The following is an 18,174-nucleotide window of genomic DNA, read 5'->3' as shown; positions in this document are numbered from 1 at the left end:
TCGATGTCGACGGTTACAATAAAACCTTTCTTGCGTCTTTCGGGCCTCGAGCCGCTGGTATTACGCCCCCTGACCAATTTCGTCAACGTTGGCGAACGCACCAACGTGACCGGGTCCAAGAAATTCGCCCGCCTTGTCCGGGAGAATAAATATGAGGAAGCGCTCAGCGTTGCCCGCCAGCAGGTGGAAAGCGGAGCGCAGATACTGGACGTGAATATGGACGACGCCCTGCTGGACGGGGAGAAGGCCATGCAGACCTATCTGAACCTCCTGCAGTCCGAGCCGGATATCGCCGGGATCCCGATCATGATCGACTCGTCGAAGTTCTCGATCATCGAGGCCGGTCTCAAGTGCGTACAGGGTAAATGTATCGTCAACTCGATCTCGCTTAAGGAAGGAGAAGAGAAATTCATCGAGCAGGCGGTCATCTGCCGCAGCTATGGGGCGGCAGTCATCGTGATGGCCTTTGACGAGAACGGTCAGGCAGATACGCTGCGCAAGAAAGTAGACATCAGCGCAAGGGCCTATAAGATCCTGACCGAACAGGTCGGGTTCGATCCGCAGGACATCATCTTCGACCCGAATATATTCGCTATCGCCACCGGTATCGAGGAGCATAACAACTATGCCGTCGACTTTATCGAGGCGGTGAAAGAAATTAAAGAAAAGATGCCGCTGACCCGGATCAGCGGGGGTGTGAGCAACATCTCGTTCTCCTTCCGCGGCAACGAGCCCGTTCGTGAGGCGATGCACAGCGTATTCCTCTACTATGCCATCAAGGCGGGGATGGATATGGGTATCGTCAACGCGGGACAGCTGGTGGTATACGACGAGATCGAGCCTCAGCTGCGGCAGCTGTGCGAAGACGTTATCCTGAACAGGAATCCCGAGGCCACTGACAAACTGCTGGCATTTGCCGAGACTGTAAAGGCGAAGGACAAGACGGAGGTGAAGGACGAAGCCTGGCGCAAGGGAAGCGTAGAAGAACGCCTCAAGCACGCGCTCGTCAACGGTATTACCGAATATATCGACGCCGATACGGAAGAGGCCCGACAGAAATACCCCAAGCCGCTGGACGTGATCGAAGGTCCGCTGATGGCGGGGATGGACGTGGTGGGTGACCTTTTTGGCAGCGGGAAGATGTTCCTGCCGCAGGTGGTGAAGAGCGCGCGGGTGATGAAGAAATCCGTGGCCGTACTCACCCCTTTCATCGAACAGGAGAAGGAAGAGCGCAGAAAGGCCGCGGGTTCGGAAGGCGTCGAGACGTCCAGTGCCGCCAGGATCCTGCTGGCGACCGTAAAGGGAGACGTTCACGATATCGGCAAGAACATCGTCGGTGTGGTGCTGGGATGTAACGGATATGATATCATCGACATGGGAGTAATGGTCCCGGCGGACAAGATACTGGAGACGGCGAAAAGGGAAAAGGTTTCGATCATCGGGCTCAGCGGCCTGATCACGCCTTCGCTCGACGAGATGGTCCACGTGGCCGGGGAGATGAAGCGGCAGAACTTCGAAGTACCCCTGCTTATCGGCGGGGCAACGACTTCCCGTATGCATACCGCGGTGAAGATCGCGCCCGAGTTCGAGAAGGGTGTCGTACACGTGCTGGATGCTTCGAGGAGTGTTACGGTGGCGGGCTCGCTGCTGAGTCCCGAGCAGAAGCCGGAGTTCCTGAAGAATATCCGCACCGAATATCAGAAGCTGAAGGAAGATTTTGCGAGCAAAAAGACGGTCAAACAGTATCTGCCGTTTGGTAAGGCGCAGGAGAACAAGGTGAAGATTGGCTGGGATGGTTTCCGGCCGGTGACGCCGTCCTTTATAGGCACCAAAACGTTTGACGGATATGATCTCGCCGAAATCGCCCGGTTCATAGACTGGGGTCCCTTCTTCATCACCTGGGAACTGCACGGGAAATTCCCGCAGATCCTGCAGGACAAGGTGGTAGGGGTCGAGGCTACGAGGCTGTTCAACGACGCGAATGCTTTGCTGCAGCAGATCATTAAGGAGAAGTGGCTGAAGCCGCGCGCGGTCATCGGCTTTTGGCCGGCTAATTCGGACGGGAAGGATACGGTATTCGTGAAGACGGGGGCTGGAAATCCGGCAGGCCCCGAGGTTAGCCTTGAGTTCCTGAGACAGCAGATCAAAAAAGCGGCCGATCAGCCTAATATATCATTGAGCGACTTTATTGCGCCTGAGGCCACGGGCAAACAGGACCATCTCGGCGCGTTTGTCGTCAGTATCGAGGGCATCGAGCCTCATCTTCAACGGTTTCAGGCGGCGCATGACGACTATAACAAGATCATGCTGCAGTCGCTGGCGGACCGGCTGGCGGAGGCTTTTACCGAGCTGTTGCACGAGAGGGTGAGAAAGGAGTTCTGGGGCTATGCGAAGGAAGAACATCTGGACAACGAGCGGCTGATCAAGGAGGAATATTCGGGTATCCGGCCTGCTCCGGGCTATCCGGCCTGTCCCGACCATACGGAGAAGCGGAAGCTGTTTGCCATGCTGGACGCGACCAACCAGGCGGGGACGATCCTGACGGAGTCTTTGGCTATGTATCCGGCGTCTTCTGTCAGCGGCTGGTATTTTGCCCATCCGGAAAGTAAGTATTTTGGGGTCGGTAAGATCGAGAAGGACCAGGGTGATCGACTATGCCAGCCGGAAGGGGATGCCACTCGAAGAGGTGGAAAGGTGGCTCAGACCGGTGCTGGAATACGATGTTTGATAATTTTGGCTAATTTTGCGGTCTCGAAACTGGCTATTATTTAACAGCAATCGGACCTATTAAAGTTATGAGAAAAATTATCGGCGGCCTTCTCTCGGCCATGGCATTGAGTGTTTGTCTTCCTTTTTTTGTGCACGCGCAGCAGCCTCAGCAAAAAGAGCCCCCAAAGAAAAAGAAGAAATTCATCAAGGAAATATACCTGTCCTGGGGATATAACAAGGAATGGTATACACACAGCAGTCTGCACGTATCCCAGCCTGGTCTGGGGAATGACTATACGATGGAGCATGTAAAGGCTCACGATCATCCGGGCTGGGATGAGGGTATTTTCAACAAGGCGCTGAGTATCCCGCAGTATAACTACCGCCTCGGCTTCCTGCTCGATGAGAAAAGGGGCTGGGGATTTGAGATCAACTTCGATCACACCAAGTATATCATCGAGGACCAGAATGTCCGCGTAAAGGGTAAGATGAACAATCACCCCGTAGATACGACAGTCGCCTTCAACGAAGGCAATGGTTTCTACTACTATTTGAATAATGGGGCCAATTTTCTTTTATTCAACGTTACGAAGCGCTGGCACCTGCTGGCAACGCGGAATGAGAAGGTGAAGGTGGACGGCTACGCCAAGTTCGGTGTAGGGCCCGTTATCCCGCATACGCAGAATGAGTTGTTCGGAAAGGAGAACCATCCCGGTTTCCAGCTCGGCGGGTGGAATACGGGGTTTGAGGGTGTGGTCAGGGCTACCTTCTTCAATGCATTTTACCTTGAGTATTCCAATAAGCTGGACTATGCCCGTTATTCCGGCGTGCATGTGTATGAGGGGAAGGCGCACCAGGCGTTCGGGACCTATGAGATGATCCTGAGTCTGGGGGTTACGATCCCGACGAGTGGTAAGTGGTGGAGGTAGACGCGGTTCACACGGTTCACGGGCCCGCGGTTCACGTGGGTGCAGGTGTGGGTGTGGCTGCGGTTCACGCCGTCTTGTAGGGCTTGTATTTCTCAAACAACCACCACTTTCGGTGGCGGGGTTTTTCCTTATAATTCGATTTGATAAAGGTGTCGATGTGCGACGCGGCTTCGGCGACGCTGTCGGTCAGCAGGACGAGGGCCATATCCTCTTTTGAGATGGTCCCCTGTTCGGCCATATATTCCATATAGTCGATGAGGGGCTGGTAGTATTCTTTCCCGAAGAGCACGATGGGGAAGCGAACGAGGGTTTTTGTCTGGACGAGGGTCAGCGTCTCGAAAAATTCGTCCATGGTACCAAAGCCGCCGGGCATGATGACGAAGGCGTAGGAGTATTTCACCAGCATGACCTTACGGACGAAGAAGTGATTGAAGGTGATCGACGTCTGGACGTAGGGGTTGGGTTTCTGTTCGAAAGGCAGCTTGATATTGCAGCCGACGGAGGCCCCACCCTGTTCGAAGGCCCCGCGGTTGGCGGCTTCCATAGTTCCCGGTCCTCCTCCCGTCATCGTCGTTAGCCCCAGTGCCGCGATCTGGCGCCCGATTTCGCGGGCGGACTGATAGTGGGGATGATCCTCTTTAAAACGCGCCGAGCCAAATACGGTGACACACGGCCCAACAAAGTGCAGCGTGCGGAAACCTTGGATAAACTCGCGGAAGACCTTCCAGGCGAAGCTGAATTCGTAGCCGCGGCTCTTAGGGCCTTCGAGGAATCTGGTATCATTTGCGCTCGAGGGAATTATGCGATCCAGTTGGGGGATGGTCCTGTCTGATTTTTCCATACAAACTTTCTTAGTAATTTGCGGGCTCTCAGAGAACGCCACAGGCGTTCTGCCCCAAGGGCCATTATTAGCGCTGAACCCGGCATGCGTTAATTTTGGTAAAAGTACATGCCGGGTTCAAATATAACAATTATGTCCTTGCGCATCGTAAGCTATAATGTTAATGGTCTTCGTGCCGCCATGAACAAAGGTCTGATCGAATGGTTGAAGACGGACCCGGCGGATATCGTTTGTATCCAGGAGACAAAGGCGCACAGGGACAATGTCGCGCACGCCCAGTTCACGGATATGGGGTTCCACGATTATTGGTTTCCCGCGCAGAAAAAGGGCTACAGCGGCGTGGCGGTTTTCAGTAAGATAAAGGCAGATCATGTGGAATACGGAACGGGGCACCGGCTGAGTGACGACGAGGGGCGCGTGATCCAGCTGGACCTCGGTGATATCCGGCTGATAAACGCCTACTTCCCTTCGGGGACTTCGGGTGACGAGCGGCAGCAGTATAAATATGTGTGGCTGGACGAAATGCATGCGTACCTGGAGGAGTTGAAGAAGAAATATCCGAGGCTGGTGCTGGTTGGGGACTACAATATCGCGCATAAAGAGATAGACATACACGATCCGAAGGGGAATAAGAACAATTCGGGCTTCCTGCCGGAGGAGAGGGCGTGGATGGATAAGTTCCTGGATAGCGGCTGGATAGACAGTTTTAGGCATTTTCATACTGAGCCTCACCGTTATAGCTGGTGGAGTCAGCGTTTTCCTACTGTCCGGGAGCAGAATAAGGGCTGGCGGATCGACTATATCAGTGTCACCGAGCCGCTACGGGAGCGTCTGGTCGGTGCGGATATATATCATGACGTCAGGCAGAGCGACCACTGTCCCCTGTATGTGGAGCTGGCGGTAAAATAAAGCCCCGCGGGCTTTCAGATACAGCGGGCGACGATTATCTTTATTAGTGAACCATTGCGTTGCACTATGGAAGTACTTGTCGTTGTCTTTTTTATCATCCTTATTACTGTCATTCTTGTGATGCGGAGTTCTCTGCTCGGGCGGTTCGACCGGTTGGAGCATGAGATATTGGAATTAAGGAAAGAACGGGTGCAGCCGCCGGTTGCCGCTGAGGTGGTGAAACCGCCGGTTGCGCCTGCCGCTCCGGATGTGTCTGCCGCTCCGGCTGCGCCGAGGGAGACGGAGCCATACAGAGTGCCCGTTGCCCGGCCGGTGCCTGAAGCGGCGCCGCCGACCGGACACCGGTGCCACCGGCACAGCCTACGCCGCGGCCGGTCGCACCGCCCCCACCCGAGCCTGTTCCCCCCAAGTTCGGATTCTTCGAAACGCATCCTGATCTCGAAAAATTTATTGGAGAGAATCTCGTCAGCAAGATCGGTATAGCGATCCTTGTACTGGCCATTGGATTCTTCGTAAAATATGCTATCGACAACGACTGGATCGGTGCTGTCGGGAGGGTGGGTATCGGAATTCTGTGCGGAGGCATCCTTATCGGGCTGGCGCACTGGCTTCGCAAAAGCTATCAGGCGTTCAGTTCTGTACTCGTGGGTGGCGGTCTGGCCGTTCTCTATTTCACGATCGCACTGGCCTATCACCAGTACCAGCTGTTCGGGCAGACAGCAGCCTTTATCATCATGCTGGTGATCACGGCGTTCTCCGTGGCGCTTTCCCTGCTGTACGACAGGCAGGAGCTGGCGATCATCGCGCTGGTGGGAGGGTTTGTGACGCCTTTCCTTGTGAGCAATGGCAGCGGGAATTACAAAGTCCTATTTACCTATCTACTGATCCTGAATACGGGTCTGCTGGTTATCGCGTATAACAAGTCGTGGCGGCTGCTGAACACGCTGGCGTTTGGATTCACCGTGATATTGTTCGGAGCCTGGCTGCTGAGGCTGCCGTATGACGAACCGCATGCGACGTATTATGGCGGGTTCTGGTTTGCCATGGCGTTTTATCTGTTGTTCTTTATAATCAATATCGCCTATACGATCAAGGCGAACCAGAAATTTATCGCGTCGGACTTCGGCATATTGCTGGTAAATACCTGTCTTTACTCTTCGGCGGCGTTGTATATGATGACGCAGATGGGCGCCGATTCCTACAAGGGCCTGTTTTGCGCGACCATGGGCGTCTTCCACCTGGGCATGTCCTGGCTGCTGTTCCGGAAGAACAGGGTGGACAATAATATTTTGTATCTGTTCGTGGGTATAACGATGTCATTCGTTTCCCTGACGGCGCCGCTGCAGCTGCATGGCCACTATATCACGCTGTTCTGGGCGTCGGAGTCGGTGTTGCTGTACTGGCTGTTTTTGAAGTCCCGGATCAAATTGATCCGGCTGGCGTCTCTTTTGGTGTGGGTGGCGGCGCTGGTTAGTCTGATGATGGACTGGAGCGATGTCTATTTCGGCTATACAATGCTGGACCGCGGCGGCAAACCACAAATTCCCGTAGTCTTCAATAAGGGCTATCTCACTGGGCTATACGCTACCGTCTGTTGCTGGGCGTTGTTCCGCCTGAATGAAGGGCAGCGGTGGCGCAATATCTGCCTGTTGGCTACCGGATCATTGCTGCTTGCCGGCGGGATATTGGAGATATACACGCAGTTCGATCGTTATTTTCCCGATATACCTGTTTCGCAGCTGTTCATTATTGCGTACACCTGTCTGTTAGCCGTGGGTGGGGCGTTTGCATTCAAGAGGTTGAGAGGTGGAGGATATGTGTACTGGGCCATAGCCGTGTTGTGTGCTGGGGTGCTGGTGTACCTGTTTTCGCTGCCGGCCGTTTTTGACGTGCAGCGACATATACTGGAAGCGGGGAAATATCATGGGGTTTTCTGGTCGCACTGGCTGGCAGCGGCACTGGCATGTGTGATGGTGGTATGGCTGGTCCGGGAGCAGCGGTCGGAGGTCATAAAGGCGCCGCACGAGTTGTTTACCTGGCTGATCTGTTTTGTGGTGGTGGTATTTGTCAGCGCGGAGGGACAGCTGCTGGTGAATGTGCTTTGGTATTCGCCCAGGAACCCGCTGGAAGAGCTGCAGCGGGTATATGACAAGGCGGGGTTACCCATATTGTGGGGACTTTGTTCCTTTGCGTTCATGTGGCTGGGTATGTCCTATAAGTTCAAGTCGCTGCGGATCGTGTCGCTGGTGTTGTTCTCCATCACCCTGCTAAAACTATTCCTGTTCGATATACGGAATATACCGGTTGGCGGAAAGATAGCGGCCTTTTTCTGCCTGGGGGTGTTGTTGCTGGTAGTATCATTTATGTATCAACGGCTGAAAAAATTATCATCGAGGATGAGGATAAGAAAACGATTTAAGTGCTGGCTTTTGGCAATCGCGCCGCATTGGTTTTCGGCGCTTGGGTTGGGCTGGTTGTCGATGACCGTGCCATTGCCGGTTTCGGCCGAAGGCTCGGGCGGTCCCCGCGTAGAGGCGCAGCTGGACAGCGTGGTGAGAACCGGTTTTTACCGGATCGTTCTGTTTCCTGAGTTTGTGGCCCGGTGCAAGGCCGATCTGGGCGATCTTCGGATACGGTCCAGGGGTGGGTTTGTTCCTTATGTGCTGAATACCGATGTCTCCAGTCCGTGGAACGCGGGGTTTTTGTCTGTGCCGGACCCCGTGATACGGCAGAAAGACAGCAGCGACAAGCATTCGTATATCTGGCTGGAATATAGGGACGCCTATCGGATCGATCGTCTGTCGATGCAGGTGAGGGGGCCCAGTCTTTACAGGAGAAGGATACGAGTATTGGATGGCAATTGGGTAGTTGCCGACGTCAGCATCAACCCGCACGACACCGTCTTCCGGATCATCGCCGCCGTCAAGGCGAAGCGGCTGCTCATCGATATCGAGAATGCGGACAATGCGCCGCTGGTGGTCAGCAGGGTGGCGGGCTATCAGTCGGGGATCTTTGTGCTGACGCATCTCGAGGCGGGTCGGGAATATGCATTGGCAGCCGGTGATAGCCTGGCGGAGAAGCCGGAATACGACCTGCACTATTTCACGGATAGTCTGTCGCAAAAGCCGATGGATATTGGATTTGGGACTGTTGATCTATGGCCGGATCTCAAAAAAGATAGCGGTGTGGCCGATATGATCCGGCATGAGGCTGCCGGTCAGCGGCCGCGGGGCAGATCGGGAGAAGTGGTGGTTTGGTCGGCGCTTGCGCTGGTATTACTATTCTTGTTGTATTTTTCCTTCAAAATGGTGAAGGCCATAGGCAAAAAAGAGAGCAATGATCGTTTATAATGTTACCAGCAAAGTTAGGTGGGATATTCTGGAGGGCTGGCTGAACTGGCAGCTGGAGCGGCAGATACCGTCGATAATGGCGACGGGGTTATTCGACAACCATCAGGTATTCCGGCTGCTGGAGCAGGATGAAGATGAGGGACCGACTTTTGTAGTACAGTTCTTCACGAGTTCGATCGATCGGTATCAGCAGTTCGTGATCGAATTTGGGCCGGCTATGCAGCAGGAGGGATATGAGAAATGGGGGAATGGGTTTATCTCGTTCAGGACGCTTCTCGAATCGGTGTAAGTATCTCCGCCGCGCGGGACCATGATATTACGCGACGACGTGCAGGAAGAAATTTAAATTTTAACATTCTGTGTACTATTTGTGGAAAAGAAAAGAGGAGGGGTATTGAAATTATAAAATATCGTAGCTTCCCTCAAATCCTTGCCTGTCAAGGTTTTCAGCCGAAATCCGCATCAGTCCTGCATTTCATCCTTCTAACGTAACCTCCGCATCGGACTTTTACTAATGCCATAGCCCGCTAAGCCTTACCCGACGCGGTGTTGAGCGGGCTGTGCCGAAAGCAAAAAAATTTTGTTGGATAAAAAAAGCGGGTATATTTGTTGCTGCTAATTAAATAAAAAAATTACACTATGAACAAAGCTGAATTGATCGCAAAGATCGCCGATGATGCAGGCATTACAAAAACTCAGGCTAACGCTTCCCTCGATTCTTTTATTGAAGCAGTTACCAAAACGCTGAAAGGTAATGGAAAAGTAACCCTCGTTGGTTTCGGTACTTTCTCCGTATCTAAGAGAGCTGCCCGTAACGGTCGCAATCCTCAGACTGGTGCTGTGATCAAGATCAAGGCGAAGAAAGTAGCTAAGTTCAAAGCAGGTAAAGAACTTTCTGCAAAATTATAAGTCTGTCCTATCGGACGAGCCGCCGATGGCGGGCTGGTATTATGTCGCGAATGCCAGTTCTCTGAAATGAAATGGCGACTGAGAAAAGCTCCGCTACCGGGCGTAAATGCAGGTGTCGGGGCTTTTTGTAGCTCTGGGGAGATCGTGCAGGGACCAGGTCGGCACCGAGTTTTAGTGCGCCGATCGTGGGTTTTATGGCGCGGCATCTGTATCTTTGCGACGAATCATATTAAATAAATTCTACAATGGGAAGAGGAGATAAAAAAACCAAGAAAGGAAAGATATTCAAGGGTTCTTTTGGCAAGAGCCGCCCTGCCAAGCCGGCTAAGAAGGCTGCACCGGCTGCTGCGAAGGGGAAATAGGTGCTTGCCGGGGAGACCGCAATATGCCTGATGGCATATCCAGCAAATTATTCGTGAAGCTGAATAGATTCGCAAATTTGTGATGACGACTCGCGTCCTGTATCAGGGTGCGAGTCGTTGTATTTTCCACTGGCCGCTGGGCAAGAGGCTATAGCAGATCCGGTCGTGCAGGCGGCTGGGTCTGCCCTGCCAGAACTCGACGCGAACGGGCTTTAGCACGTAGCCGCCCCAGTGCGGGGGACGGGTGATGGGTTTGTCCGAGAATTCTTCAACGAACTTTTTTTCGTTTGCTTCCAGCCATTCGCGGTTTTCGATGGCATCGCTCTGTGGGGAAGCCCAGGCGCCGAGGCGGCTGCCTTCGGGGCGGCTGTTGAAATAGTCGTCGCTGATCGCCGGGGTTGTCTGTGCTATGAGGCCGCTGATGCGGATCTGTCTTTCGAGTTCTCTCCAGAAGAAGACGAGGGTGGCGCGGGGATTTTCCAGCAGCTGCTGGCCTTTTGCGCTGTCGTAGTTGGTAAAGAAGGTGAAGCCGGTCTGGTCGAATCCTTTTAGCAGGACGATGCGGGCGTCGGGCATGCCGTCTGCCGTTGCGGTGGCGAGGGTCATGGCGTTGGGTTCGTCGAGATCGGAGTGAATGGCTTCCTGCCACCATTTGTCGAACTGACCGATGGGTTCGGGTGACACTTCGCTCTCGGAGAGTGTGCGGAGTTTGTAGTCCTTGCGGATGTCTGCAATATTGTTTGCCACGGTATAGCCGATGTTTGTATAAAGATAGGCAATAGCCGTGAAACGGGACGGTTCACGCGGGTGTGGGAACGGTTCACGCGGGTGTGGGAACGGTTCACGTGGCTCACGCCGGTGTAGCGACGGTTCACGCCTACGCGGGTTGCGTGGTCCGCGCGGTCCACACCGTTAGTCCAGGTCGTGGGACATACCAGTACCGGTCGGGCCCGTGATCTTGGCCAGGAGGCTCTCCATATCGCTGACACGGCGCAGCTGGCTTTCGATCTTTTTGTTGTGCTCGGATATCTCCTGCAGGTCGTGGTTGAGCTCTTCGAGGAAGGCCGTACGTTTCTGGTACTGCTGGCGCTGGAAGTTGGCTTCCTTCAGCTTCTCCTCGGTATCGCTGAGGATCCGCGTCAGGCGCTGGTTTTCTTCGCGCAGGGAGATATAGCGCAGCTTCATTTCGTCGTGCTCCTTACCCATCTTGAAGTAGGACTCTTTCAGCTCGTCGTAGTCCGCTCCGCGATTGTACGGCTGGGTGAGATACGCCTGTAGTTTCTGCAGCTTTTCCTGCAGGGCGTTGTATTCTTCGTAGACTTTGTCGAGGCGCTGCGCCATTTCGAGGGAGAGCTGGTGCTGATGGCGGAGATGGCTGATCTCGGTTTCTTTATCGACGAGGGTCTGGCCTGCCGTTCTGAGCTGTTCGTTGAGGTCTTCGTTGGTGCGCACGAGGTCCTGATTCTTTCTTTCGGCTTCTTCGACGAGACGGGTTTGTTCGAGCAGGCGGTGGATGCTGTTGTTGTGCTCGATCATCTTTTCCTGCGCGAGCTTCAGCTGCGACAGATAGTCGCTGGCGATATCGGGCTTGCTTTCGGCGGCGGCCGCGGGCGCTTCTTCGACTGCTGTGGCGGCGGCCAGCTTTTCATCCGCCTCATCCAGCTGACGGCGGGCGGACTCGAGGTCGGCGCGGAGTTCTTCGAGTTCCTTTCTGTTCTCCTCGACCTCGATCGTGAGGATCTGTTCGGCCTCCTGGGCGCTGGGACAGGCGCTCGCGCAGTTGTTGCTGGGCGCGCTCCTGCATGTCCATATCGTTGTAGTACTTTAATTTCCAGTTGTCGTTGTCGCTGATGCCCGCATTTTGCGACGGCTCGCTGATACGGAGGCTTCTTTTGGAATTCCAGAAGAAGTGAATGGTGAAGCCGAGGATAAGGGCGCCCAGCTCACAGATGATGATCTCCGGGAGACCCATGGTCAGTTGGAATCCGAGGATTACGCTCAGGTTGTCTAATATACTATTCATAATGGTTCGGGTTCGGAATAAGATTTAGCCAAACTTGTTATTTGGATATGGGTAAAAATAATGGTCTTCAATATGATCTCTTGGGATGCATCGATAAACAACGGTCTTGTTTTCCGGGGGATATTGACAGAGGAGAGGTTCCAGGCGAATTTCCTGGCAGATTAGCAGTGAGAACGAGGCTGAAATTACTATCTCTTACCCAGATATGCAAATCAAATACGTATTAAGGATTGCCGGGTGAGCTCCTCCTGGGCCTTTGGAGTTAACCGGATAAAAATCAATCCCTTACCAGGGTGCCGACTTTCTCACCGCGGACCACACGCATCAGGTTGCCTGGCTTGTTCATATCGAATACGATGATTGGCAGCTGATTTTCCATGCAGAGGGTGAAGGCCGTCATGTCCATGACCCGGAGGTTTTTCGTGATACATTCCTGGAAGGTGATGGTCTCGAATTTTTTGCATCCGGGACTTTCTCGGGGTCAGCAGTATAAATGCCGTCGACCCTTGTGCCTTTGAGGATCACTTCCGCATTGATCTCGATAGCGCGGAGCGATCCTGCTGTATCGGTTGTAAAATACGGGTTGCCGGTACCGGCCCCGAAGATGACCACGCGGCCCTTTTCGACGTGACGTATGGCGCGGCGGCGGATATAAGGTTCTGCGATCTGTTCCATCTTGATGGCGCTCTGCAGACGGGTGTAAACACCGATCTTTTCGAGGCCGGCCTGCAATGCCATGCCGTTGATAACAGTGGCCAGCATTCCCATATAGTCGCCGTGCGCCCTTTCGATGCCGGTCTCGGCCTCGTTCATACCGCGATAGATATTTCCACCGCCGATGACGATCGCGACCTGGACGCCGAGCTCCACGATACTCTTGATGTCTTTTGCGTATTGAGCGATAACTGAGTTATCAAAACCAAAACTTTTGTCTCCCATCAGGGCTTCTCCGGACAATTTCAGCAAAATACGCTTGTACTTAGGCACCATGGTAGTTGGACTCGTGATTCGTGAGATGATTTCCCTTTCGGGCTTCCTGAGTGCGAAGATAAAAAAAGGCCGTCTAATTTTTTAGACGGCCCTGATAATTTATCCTAATTGAACTCTCTTGAACTGGGTGACTTTTGCGGAAGCGTCGATCCCTTTCAGATAGTCGCCGACCGTCTTGGAAGCATCCTTTACAAAGGGCTGAGCCATGAGGGTGTTCTCCTTGAAGAAGGCGTTGAGTTTGCCAACGGCGATCTTGTCGATCATTTCGTCGGTCTTGCCGGCCATCTTGGGGTCGTTCTTGATCTGATCGGTCACGATGTCCTTCTCGCGGGCTACCAGCTTCTGCAGAAACGGAGTCCGGATCAACTGCTACGGGATTCATTGCGGCGATCTGCATGGCCATATCCCTTCCGGCTTCGAGGACGGCGGGGGTATTCTTGGTCAGGCCAACGAGGACACCCATACGGTAGGCACCGTGGATATATGCGGCAACGCCATCGGCGTCGACTCTTTCGAAACGGGCCAGCTGGATCTTTTCGCCGATACGGGCTACCTGGTCGTTGATCTTATCGCCAACGGTTGCGCCGTCCAGCGGAGAAGCCTGCAGCTCTTCGAGGGTTTTTACATTACCCTTGAGGGCTACGTCCGCAATGCTCTGTGCAAAAGCAACGAAGTCAGCATTCTTTGCAACGAAGTCGGTCTCACAGGCGACAGTAACGATAAAGCCGGTTTTGTTGTCGGCAGTAGTCGTTGCGATGATCACGCCTTCTTTTGCTTCACGGTCGCTACGGAGAGCGGCGACTTTCTGTCCCTTCTTACGGAGGTAGTCGATGGCCTTTTCAAAGTCGCCGTCGCTTTCTACCAGTGCCTTGCGGCAATCCATCATCCCTGCGCCGGTAGTCTGGCGCAGCTTGTTGATATCTGCTGCTGTTATAGTTGCAGTTGACATATTGTTATTTTTAGTTGTTCGTGTATAGTGACGCTCCGGCCGGATAAGCGGCCGTTAGTCCATCCGTCGCTGCTGCTTAGCGGGGCGCGCCGGTGCGGCGGGGACCGGAGTTCGGAACCCTGCGTTTGGGCTGGCTGGTGCCTTTCACTTTCTCACCGCGACTACGGCCGGTCTCGCTCTCGGCTTCTGCCTGGATGCGGGCGGCTTTCCTTTCGTTCTCATCGTTTCCACCTTCTTCAACGTCCTCTTCCTTGGCGGCTTGTCTTTCGGCAAGGCCTTCAGCGATAGCGGCGGTGACGTAGTTGACGATGATCGCGATCGATTTCGTAGCGTCGTCGTTAGACGGGATAGCGAAGTCTACCTTGTTGGGGTCGCAGTTGGTGTCGACCATGCCGAAGGTAGTGATACCCAGGCGCTTGGCTTCTGCCAGAGCGATGTGCTCGTGGCCGATGTCAACGATGAACAGCGCGGCGGGAACACGACCCAGCTGAGCGATACCACCCAGTACCTTCTCCTTCTTGTCCTTCTCGCGGGTAAGGGTGAGGCGCTCCTTCTTGGTGATGCTGTCGAACGTACCGTCGTTCAGCATTTTTTCGATGCTCTGCATTTGCTTCACGCTCTTGCGGACGGTGTTGAAGTTCGTGAGCATGCCACCCAGCCACCTTTCGGTAACGAAGGGCATATTCACTTTGCGGGCGCTTTCGGTAACGATCTCTTTCGCCTGCTTCTTGGTGCCGACGAACATGACCTTTTTACCGCTTTTGGCGATCTGTTTCAGGGCAGCGGCGGCCTCCTGGAGGCTTTCGGTGGTCTTGTTCAGATCGATGATATGGATACCTTTCTTCTCAGCGAAGATATAAGGCAGCATTTTGGGGTTCCAGCTTCTTACGCAGGTGTCCGAAGTGAACACCGGCTTCAAGGAGTTGCTGTTGTAATGAAGTGTTATTTTCCATTGTATGAGTTTATTAATTCGGCCCTTGCGGGACCTTTTGATTATTTCGGTGATTAGTCGGGCGCGGGGCCCGGGTCTGTTAACGTTTGCTGAACTGGTAGCTTCTTCTTGCTTTCTTGCGACCGGGTTTCTTACGTTCAACGGATCTCGGGTCGCGACGCAGGAGACCGGCTGCCTTCAGAGCGGGACGGAATTCCGCGTTCACTTCGAGAAGTGCGCGGGCGATGCCCAGCTTCGCTGCTTCGGCCTGACCCTTCATACCACCGCCGGCGGCGTTGATCTTGACGTCATATTTGTCCGTGCCATCTACCACCTTGAATGGCATTTCCACCTGGTTCTGCAGATATACGAGGGAAAAATAGTCTTTATAGTTCTTATCGTTGATCGTGATCTTGCCTTCACCCCTTGTGAGGAACACGCGGGTTACTGCCTCTTTACGACGACCAACTGCATTTTTTTGCTTTTCCATTTATCTAAAAAATTAGAAAGTTAAAGATTTGGGTTGCTGAGCCGTGTGCGGATGCTGATCGCCGGCATACACGAAAAGTTTCTTGTACATCTTGCGGCCCAGACGATTCTTCGGCAGCATGCCCTTGACGGCCCTTTCGATAACTGCGTCGGGGCGACGTTTCAGGAGGTTCTTTGCAGCCTCTTCCTTCTTTCCGCCGGGGTATCCGGAGAAATTCAGGTAAATCTTGTCTTCCAGCTTGTTACCCGTAAATACGACCTTGTCGGCGTTGATCACTACGATGAAGTCACCGCAGTCAACGTGGGGGTGTAATAGGCCTTGTTCTTGCCGCGGAGAATAGCGGCGATCTTGGAACACATGCGACCAACGGTTTGATTAGTACCGTCCACAACATACCAGTCGCGTTTAACGGTAGCCTCGTTCGCATGTTTGGTGGTGAAATGTAATTTGCTCATTTTCTTGTGTTTTTACATTAAACTGTAGCTATCCCTACAGCCTTTAAATGATTATCCTTTCGGGGGCGGACAGGGTCCAGCCTTTTGAAAGGAGTGCAAAGGTACTTTTAAATGGGGCGATGTTCCAAGAAAAATGAGCAGTATTTTGGAGGGGACTTTGTAAGTTATTGGTTTACAATAAAAATTTTGCCTGATTTAAAATACAGTTAACCTGGAGGCCGGCTGGCCCGCGGCGGATGGCGCCTATTTCGCCGTGGTGCGCACGTAGGTCCTCACATAAAGGTCGCAGCAGGGATCGTGCATGACTAGGGTATCGTTGCTGATCGTATACTGATAATAAAGATGAGGGGGAGTGAATACGAGCATCGGCAGCGGATTGTTGGGGCCGCCGTCGTTTAAGATAAACTGAAAGGTGCCGGAGCCGGTGATGTTGGCATTGGTCCGCGTCTGCCAGGTAGAGTCCTGGTTCAGGAAAAAGTACACACAGAATCTTTTGGGGGAATGATCATGCTGCCGGCAAAGCCACCGACGGCCTTTACCAGTGTCCACTGGCCGATGATAGAATTTTTCGGGGCAGACGAGGGAGCGCTGTGTTTGGAACAGGCGGCAAAGGTCAGCAGGGACAGACTGAGGAGCAAAGGTCGCATGGTTCTTTTTTTGATTGACACCGGCCGGGGAAAAAGCGTTGCATTTCAGCCGGGGTCGTATCTTCACGAAAATTTTTTACATGTCCACGTCCACACCTATCCTGTCTCTGGGGCGCAGCAGCTTTGGCCAGCCTGCCAACAAAGGCCACCTATTATCCGACGAAGAGGCGCATGCCCTGTTGAACGACTGGGTACCGAACGAGCGGCTTCGGCTACACATGAAGCAGGTAGGCGCGGTCATGAAAGCGTGGGCGCTTGAGCGTGAGGGCGCCGACCAGCAGGAGGCGCGGAAATGGGAGCAGGCGGGACTCCTGCACGACGCGGACTGGGAAAAATATCCGGAATCGCACTGCCGCGTCATCATCGAAAAGCTGGAGCAGCTGAATGTCGACCCGGATGTCATCCACTGTATCGCCTCCCATGGACCGAAATATTTCGGCGTCGAGCCGCAGAATACGATGGATAGGATGATCTATGTATTCGATGAACTCTCGGGGTTCATACACGCCGCCGCGCTGATCCGGCCAACCCGCTACGACGGAATGGACGTGAAGAGTATCATGAAGAAATTGAAGACGCCTTCATTTGCCGCGCAGGTCAGCCGGGACGATATCAATGACGCCATCGGACGCGTCAGCGCGCCGCTGGAAGAGATCATCCAGTTCATTATCGATCATCAGAAGGACGTGGTATAATTTTTCGGATACTGGTCACCGTTGCCCCTGGGGTGGTTCCTTCTTGGAGTTGGCTTAGCCGTCGGCTGACGAGTGAACCGGCGGGGCCGGGGGCTATTTTTCCGACCGGGTTTCAGACCGTGTCGAAGCAAGGCGGCCATAGCCGATCAGAAGCCTAAAAATCGATCCCAAACCACTTCTTCCTTTCTTTTTTTTGGTATTTATCGTAGTTGAACTTATATAGCTTGCCGGGACGGTGGGGCACGTCCGTCTCTAGCTCGCCGGTGTCCTCGAGCAGGTCCATCGAAAAGAACTTCTTGCGGAAGTTGCGGCGGTCGAGCTTGACGTCGAGTATGGCCTCGTAGAGGTTCTGCAGCTCGCGCAGGGAGAATTTCTTGGGCAGCAGGCTGAAGCCCAGAGGGTGTTCCTGGATCCTTTTCTGGAGCCGGGAGTAGCGAGACGTCGAGGATCTTACGGTGGTCAAAGGCCATCTCGGAGAGCGTGGTCACGCGATGCCAGTGCAGCTCGTTATCATGGATCTTCAGCTGGTGGTGTTCGATATTAATTAATGAACAGTAGGCGATGGTGACGACGCGGGCTGCGGGGTGCCGGGCTACTTCGCCAAAGGCTTTTACCTGTTCGAGGTAAACGTCGTCCATGCCTGTACGTTCGCGAAGGATGCGGTAGGCCGCCTCGTCGAGGTCTTCGTGGTTGTTGACGAGATCGCCGAGCAGCGACCATCTGTTCTCGTATTTTTCCAGATCGGATTTGATCAGCAGTACTTTCAGCTCGTTGTCGTCAAAACCGAATATCACGCAGTCGACGGAAATACCGATGATCCCATCGTTCTCCAGTTGGCGGAGGATGGTCTTTATATTCTTCTGACTGGCGGCAGCATGATCCGTTGGAGACGAATCGTCGTTAGGTAATATTTCCGTGTTCATTCAATAACGAATGTACAAATTTAGGGAGCGATTCGCTTAACTTTATACTATAAATTCCAGCT

At 53.6% G+C, this 18,174-nt stretch carries 20 protein-coding genes and 3 pseudogenes; 8 read left to right on the top strand and 15 right to left on the bottom strand.

The genetic code is table 11. The features are described from left to right. Nucleotides 1–30: 30 nt before the first annotated feature. Both metH and ACQ86N_RS46530 read left to right on the top strand, forming a co-directional pair. Complete coding sequence (metH, locus tag ACQ86N_RS46535; protein ID WP_431213017.1) at nucleotides 31–2,772, top strand: methionine synthase; 2,742 nt, start codon at nucleotides 31–33, stop codon at nucleotides 2,770–2,772. Between the two features lie 23 nt (nucleotides 2,773–2,795). Further along, nucleotides 2,796–3,638, top strand: a complete 843-nt coding sequence (locus tag ACQ86N_RS46530; RefSeq protein WP_431213016.1) for a hypothetical protein — start codon at nucleotides 2,796–2,798, stop codon at nucleotides 3,636–3,638. Between the two features lie 64 nt (nucleotides 3,639–3,702). Here the strand turns inward: ACQ86N_RS46530 and ACQ86N_RS46525 are convergent, their stop codons facing one another. Continuing rightward, nucleotides 3,703–4,479 carry a TIGR00730 family Rossman fold protein gene (locus ACQ86N_RS46525; protein WP_431213015.1) on the bottom strand — a complete coding sequence of 259 codons (777 nt, stop codon included), beginning with the start codon at nucleotides 4,477–4,479 and terminating at the stop codon, nucleotides 3,703–3,705. 132 nt (nucleotides 4,480–4,611) lie between these two features. On the opposite strand from ACQ86N_RS46525, the gene ACQ86N_RS46520 reads away from it, so the two are divergent. From ACQ86N_RS46520 to ACQ86N_RS46500, 5 genes are all read left to right on the top strand, one after another. Next, nucleotides 4,612–5,388: an exodeoxyribonuclease III gene (locus ACQ86N_RS46520; protein WP_431213014.1), complete on the top strand. Its 777-nt coding sequence runs from the start codon at nucleotides 4,612–4,614 to the stop codon at nucleotides 5,386–5,388. Nucleotides 5,389–5,732: 344 nt separating this feature from the next. Continuing rightward, on the top strand, nucleotides 5,733–8,738 hold the full coding sequence (locus ACQ86N_RS46515) for a DUF2339 domain-containing protein (protein WP_431213013.1): 3,006 nt from the start codon (nucleotides 5,733–5,735) through the stop codon (nucleotides 8,736–8,738). Beyond that, entirely contained in the window at nucleotides 8,725–9,027 is a 303-nt protein-coding gene (locus ACQ86N_RS46510) for a DUF4286 family protein (RefSeq protein ID WP_431213012.1), read from the top strand. The genes ACQ86N_RS46515 and ACQ86N_RS46510 overlap by 14 nt, the downstream gene beginning before the upstream one ends. A 350-nt stretch (nucleotides 9,028–9,377) precedes the next feature. Next, nucleotides 9,378–9,647: an HU family DNA-binding protein gene (locus ACQ86N_RS46505; RefSeq protein WP_431213011.1), complete on the top strand. Its 270-nt coding sequence runs from the start codon at nucleotides 9,378–9,380 to the stop codon at nucleotides 9,645–9,647. 245 nt (nucleotides 9,648–9,892) lie between these two features. Further along, complete coding sequence (locus ACQ86N_RS46500; protein ID WP_431213010.1) at nucleotides 9,893–10,009, top strand: 30S ribosomal protein THX; 117 nt, start codon at nucleotides 9,893–9,895, stop codon at nucleotides 10,007–10,009. A gap of 102 nt (nucleotides 10,010–10,111) precedes the next feature. On the opposite strand, the gene pdxH is transcribed toward ACQ86N_RS46500, so the two are convergent. The 12 genes and pseudogenes from pdxH to ACQ86N_RS46440 all read right to left on the bottom strand — a co-directional run bounded on the left by pdxH (nucleotide 10,112) and on the right by ACQ86N_RS46440 (nucleotide 16,494). Continuing rightward, nucleotides 10,112–10,756 (bottom strand): pyridoxamine 5'-phosphate oxidase, encoded by a 645-nt coding sequence (pdxH, locus tag ACQ86N_RS46495; protein WP_431213009.1) that lies wholly within the window; start codon nucleotides 10,754–10,756, stop codon nucleotides 10,112–10,114. A gap of 165 nt (nucleotides 10,757–10,921) precedes the next feature. Then, nucleotides 10,922–11,545, bottom strand: coding sequence for a hypothetical protein (locus tag ACQ86N_RS46490; protein WP_431213008.1), 624 nt, complete (start codon nucleotides 11,543–11,545; stop codon nucleotides 10,922–10,924). A gap of 118 nt (nucleotides 11,546–11,663) precedes the next feature. Then, on the bottom strand, nucleotides 11,664–12,032 hold the full coding sequence (locus ACQ86N_RS46485) for a hypothetical protein (RefSeq protein WP_431213007.1): 369 nt from the start codon (nucleotides 12,030–12,032) through the stop codon (nucleotides 11,664–11,666). Between the two features lie 277 nt (nucleotides 12,033–12,309). Further along, the gene (locus ACQ86N_RS46480; protein WP_431213006.1) at nucleotides 12,310–12,438 is read right to left on the bottom strand and encodes a hypothetical protein; all 129 of its coding nucleotides are present in this window, start codon (nucleotides 12,436–12,438) and stop codon (nucleotides 12,310–12,312) included. Continuing rightward, nucleotides 12,429–13,022: a UMP kinase gene (gene pyrH / locus ACQ86N_RS46475; RefSeq protein ID WP_431213005.1), complete on the bottom strand. Its 594-nt coding sequence runs from the start codon at nucleotides 13,020–13,022 to the stop codon at nucleotides 12,429–12,431. The genes ACQ86N_RS46480 and pyrH overlap by 10 nt, the downstream gene beginning before the upstream one ends. A 99-nt stretch (nucleotides 13,023–13,121) precedes the next feature. After that, a complete protein-coding gene (locus ACQ86N_RS46470; RefSeq protein WP_431213004.1) occupies nucleotides 13,122–13,337 on the bottom strand; it encodes a hypothetical protein in 216 nt (71 codons plus the stop codon). Nucleotides 13,338–13,419: 82 nt separating this feature from the next. Next, nucleotides 13,420–13,905, bottom strand: a pseudogene (gene tsf / locus ACQ86N_RS46465) (translation elongation factor Ts); the annotation flags it as partial. A 142-nt stretch (nucleotides 13,906–14,047) separates the two neighbouring features. After that, complete coding sequence (gene rpsB / locus ACQ86N_RS46460; RefSeq protein ID WP_431213003.1) at nucleotides 14,048–14,881, bottom strand: 30S ribosomal protein S2; 834 nt, start codon at nucleotides 14,879–14,881, stop codon at nucleotides 14,048–14,050. Nucleotides 14,882–15,002: 121 nt separating this feature from the next. Next, nucleotides 15,003–15,392 (bottom strand): 30S ribosomal protein S9, encoded by a 390-nt coding sequence (gene rpsI, locus ACQ86N_RS46455; protein WP_431213002.1) that lies wholly within the window; start codon nucleotides 15,390–15,392, stop codon nucleotides 15,003–15,005. Between the two features lie 12 nt (nucleotides 15,393–15,404). Then, nucleotides 15,405–15,751, bottom strand: a pseudogene (gene rplM, locus ACQ86N_RS46450) (50S ribosomal protein L13). Between the two features lie 339 nt (nucleotides 15,752–16,090). Further along, nucleotides 16,091–16,330 carry a hypothetical protein gene (locus ACQ86N_RS46445; RefSeq protein WP_431213001.1) on the bottom strand — a complete coding sequence of 80 codons (240 nt, stop codon included), beginning with the start codon at nucleotides 16,328–16,330 and terminating at the stop codon, nucleotides 16,091–16,093. Then, nucleotides 16,315–16,494, bottom strand: coding sequence for a hypothetical protein (locus ACQ86N_RS46440; RefSeq protein WP_431213000.1), 180 nt, complete (start codon nucleotides 16,492–16,494; stop codon nucleotides 16,315–16,317). Before ACQ86N_RS46440 ends, ACQ86N_RS46445 begins: the two co-directional genes overlap by 16 nt. An 80-nt stretch (nucleotides 16,495–16,574) precedes the next feature. Between ACQ86N_RS46440 and ACQ86N_RS46435 the strand changes: the two genes are divergently transcribed. Further along, nucleotides 16,575–17,189: a hydrolase gene (locus ACQ86N_RS46435; protein ID WP_431212999.1), complete on the top strand. Its 615-nt coding sequence runs from the start codon at nucleotides 16,575–16,577 to the stop codon at nucleotides 17,187–17,189. 154 nt (nucleotides 17,190–17,343) lie between these two features. Here the strand turns inward: ACQ86N_RS46435 and ACQ86N_RS46430 are convergent, their stop codons facing one another. Both ACQ86N_RS46430 and ACQ86N_RS46425 read right to left on the bottom strand, forming a co-directional pair. Continuing rightward, nucleotides 17,344–17,652 carry an NUDIX hydrolase gene (locus tag ACQ86N_RS46430; RefSeq protein WP_431212998.1) on the bottom strand — a complete coding sequence of 103 codons (309 nt, stop codon included), beginning with the start codon at nucleotides 17,650–17,652 and terminating at the stop codon, nucleotides 17,344–17,346. A 40-nt stretch (nucleotides 17,653–17,692) separates the two neighbouring features. Then, nucleotides 17,693–18,112 (bottom strand): annotated as a pseudogene (locus tag ACQ86N_RS46425) (NUDIX domain-containing protein); the annotation flags it as partial. Nucleotides 18,113–18,174: the final 62 nt, after the last annotated feature.

The sequence above is a fragment of the Puia sp. P3 genome (genome assembly GCF_050632245.1).
Classification (GTDB): domain Bacteria; phylum Bacteroidota; class Bacteroidia; order Chitinophagales; family Chitinophagaceae; genus Puia.
The sequence above is the reverse complement of the archived record's forward strand: the minus strand, read 5'-3'. Positions and strand labels throughout refer to the sequence as shown.

What these genes read in the sequence shown, in the direction of transcription:
- ACQ86N_RS46530 (WP_431213016.1), top strand. Translation starts at nt 2,796, where the DNA reads ATGAGAAAAATTATCGGCGGCCTTCTCTCGGCCATGGCATTGAGTGTT.
- ACQ86N_RS46480 (WP_431213006.1), bottom strand. Translation starts at nt 12,438, where the DNA reads ATGGACATGACGGCCTTCACCCTCTGCATGGAAAATCAGCTGCCAATC.
- ACQ86N_RS46435 (WP_431212999.1), top strand. Translation starts at nt 16,575, where the DNA reads ATGTCCACGTCCACACCTATCCTGTCTCTGGGGCGCAGCAGCTTTGGC.
- ACQ86N_RS46520 (WP_431213014.1), top strand. Translation starts at nt 4,612, where the DNA reads ATGTCCTTGCGCATCGTAAGCTATAATGTTAATGGTCTTCGTGCCGCC.
- ACQ86N_RS46510 (WP_431213012.1), top strand. Translation starts at nt 8,725, where the DNA reads ATGATCGTTTATAATGTTACCAGCAAAGTTAGGTGGGATATTCTGGAG.
- ACQ86N_RS46500 (WP_431213010.1), top strand. Translation starts at nt 9,893, where the DNA reads ATGGGAAGAGGAGATAAAAAAACCAAGAAAGGAAAGATATTCAAGGGT.
- rpsI (WP_431213002.1), bottom strand. Translation starts at nt 15,392, where the DNA reads ATGGAAAAGCAAAAAAATGCAGTTGGTCGTCGTAAAGAGGCAGTAACC.
- ACQ86N_RS46525 (WP_431213015.1), bottom strand. Translation starts at nt 4,479, where the DNA reads ATGGAAAAATCAGACAGGACCATCCCCCAACTGGATCGCATAATTCCC.
- ACQ86N_RS46485 (WP_431213007.1), bottom strand. Translation starts at nt 12,032, where the DNA reads ATGAATAGTATATTAGACAACCTGAGCGTAATCCTCGGATTCCAACTG.
- ACQ86N_RS46505 (WP_431213011.1), top strand. Translation starts at nt 9,378, where the DNA reads ATGAACAAAGCTGAATTGATCGCAAAGATCGCCGATGATGCAGGCATT.
- ACQ86N_RS46490 (WP_431213008.1), bottom strand. Translation starts at nt 11,545, where the DNA reads ATGATCGAGCACAACAACAGCATCCACCGCCTGCTCGAACAAACCCGT.
- ACQ86N_RS46440 (WP_431213000.1), bottom strand. Translation starts at nt 16,494, where the DNA reads ATGCGACCTTTGCTCCTCAGTCTGTCCCTGCTGACCTTTGCCGCCTGT.
- pyrH (WP_431213005.1), bottom strand. Translation starts at nt 13,022, where the DNA reads ATGGTGCCTAAGTACAAGCGTATTTTGCTGAAATTGTCCGGAGAAGCC.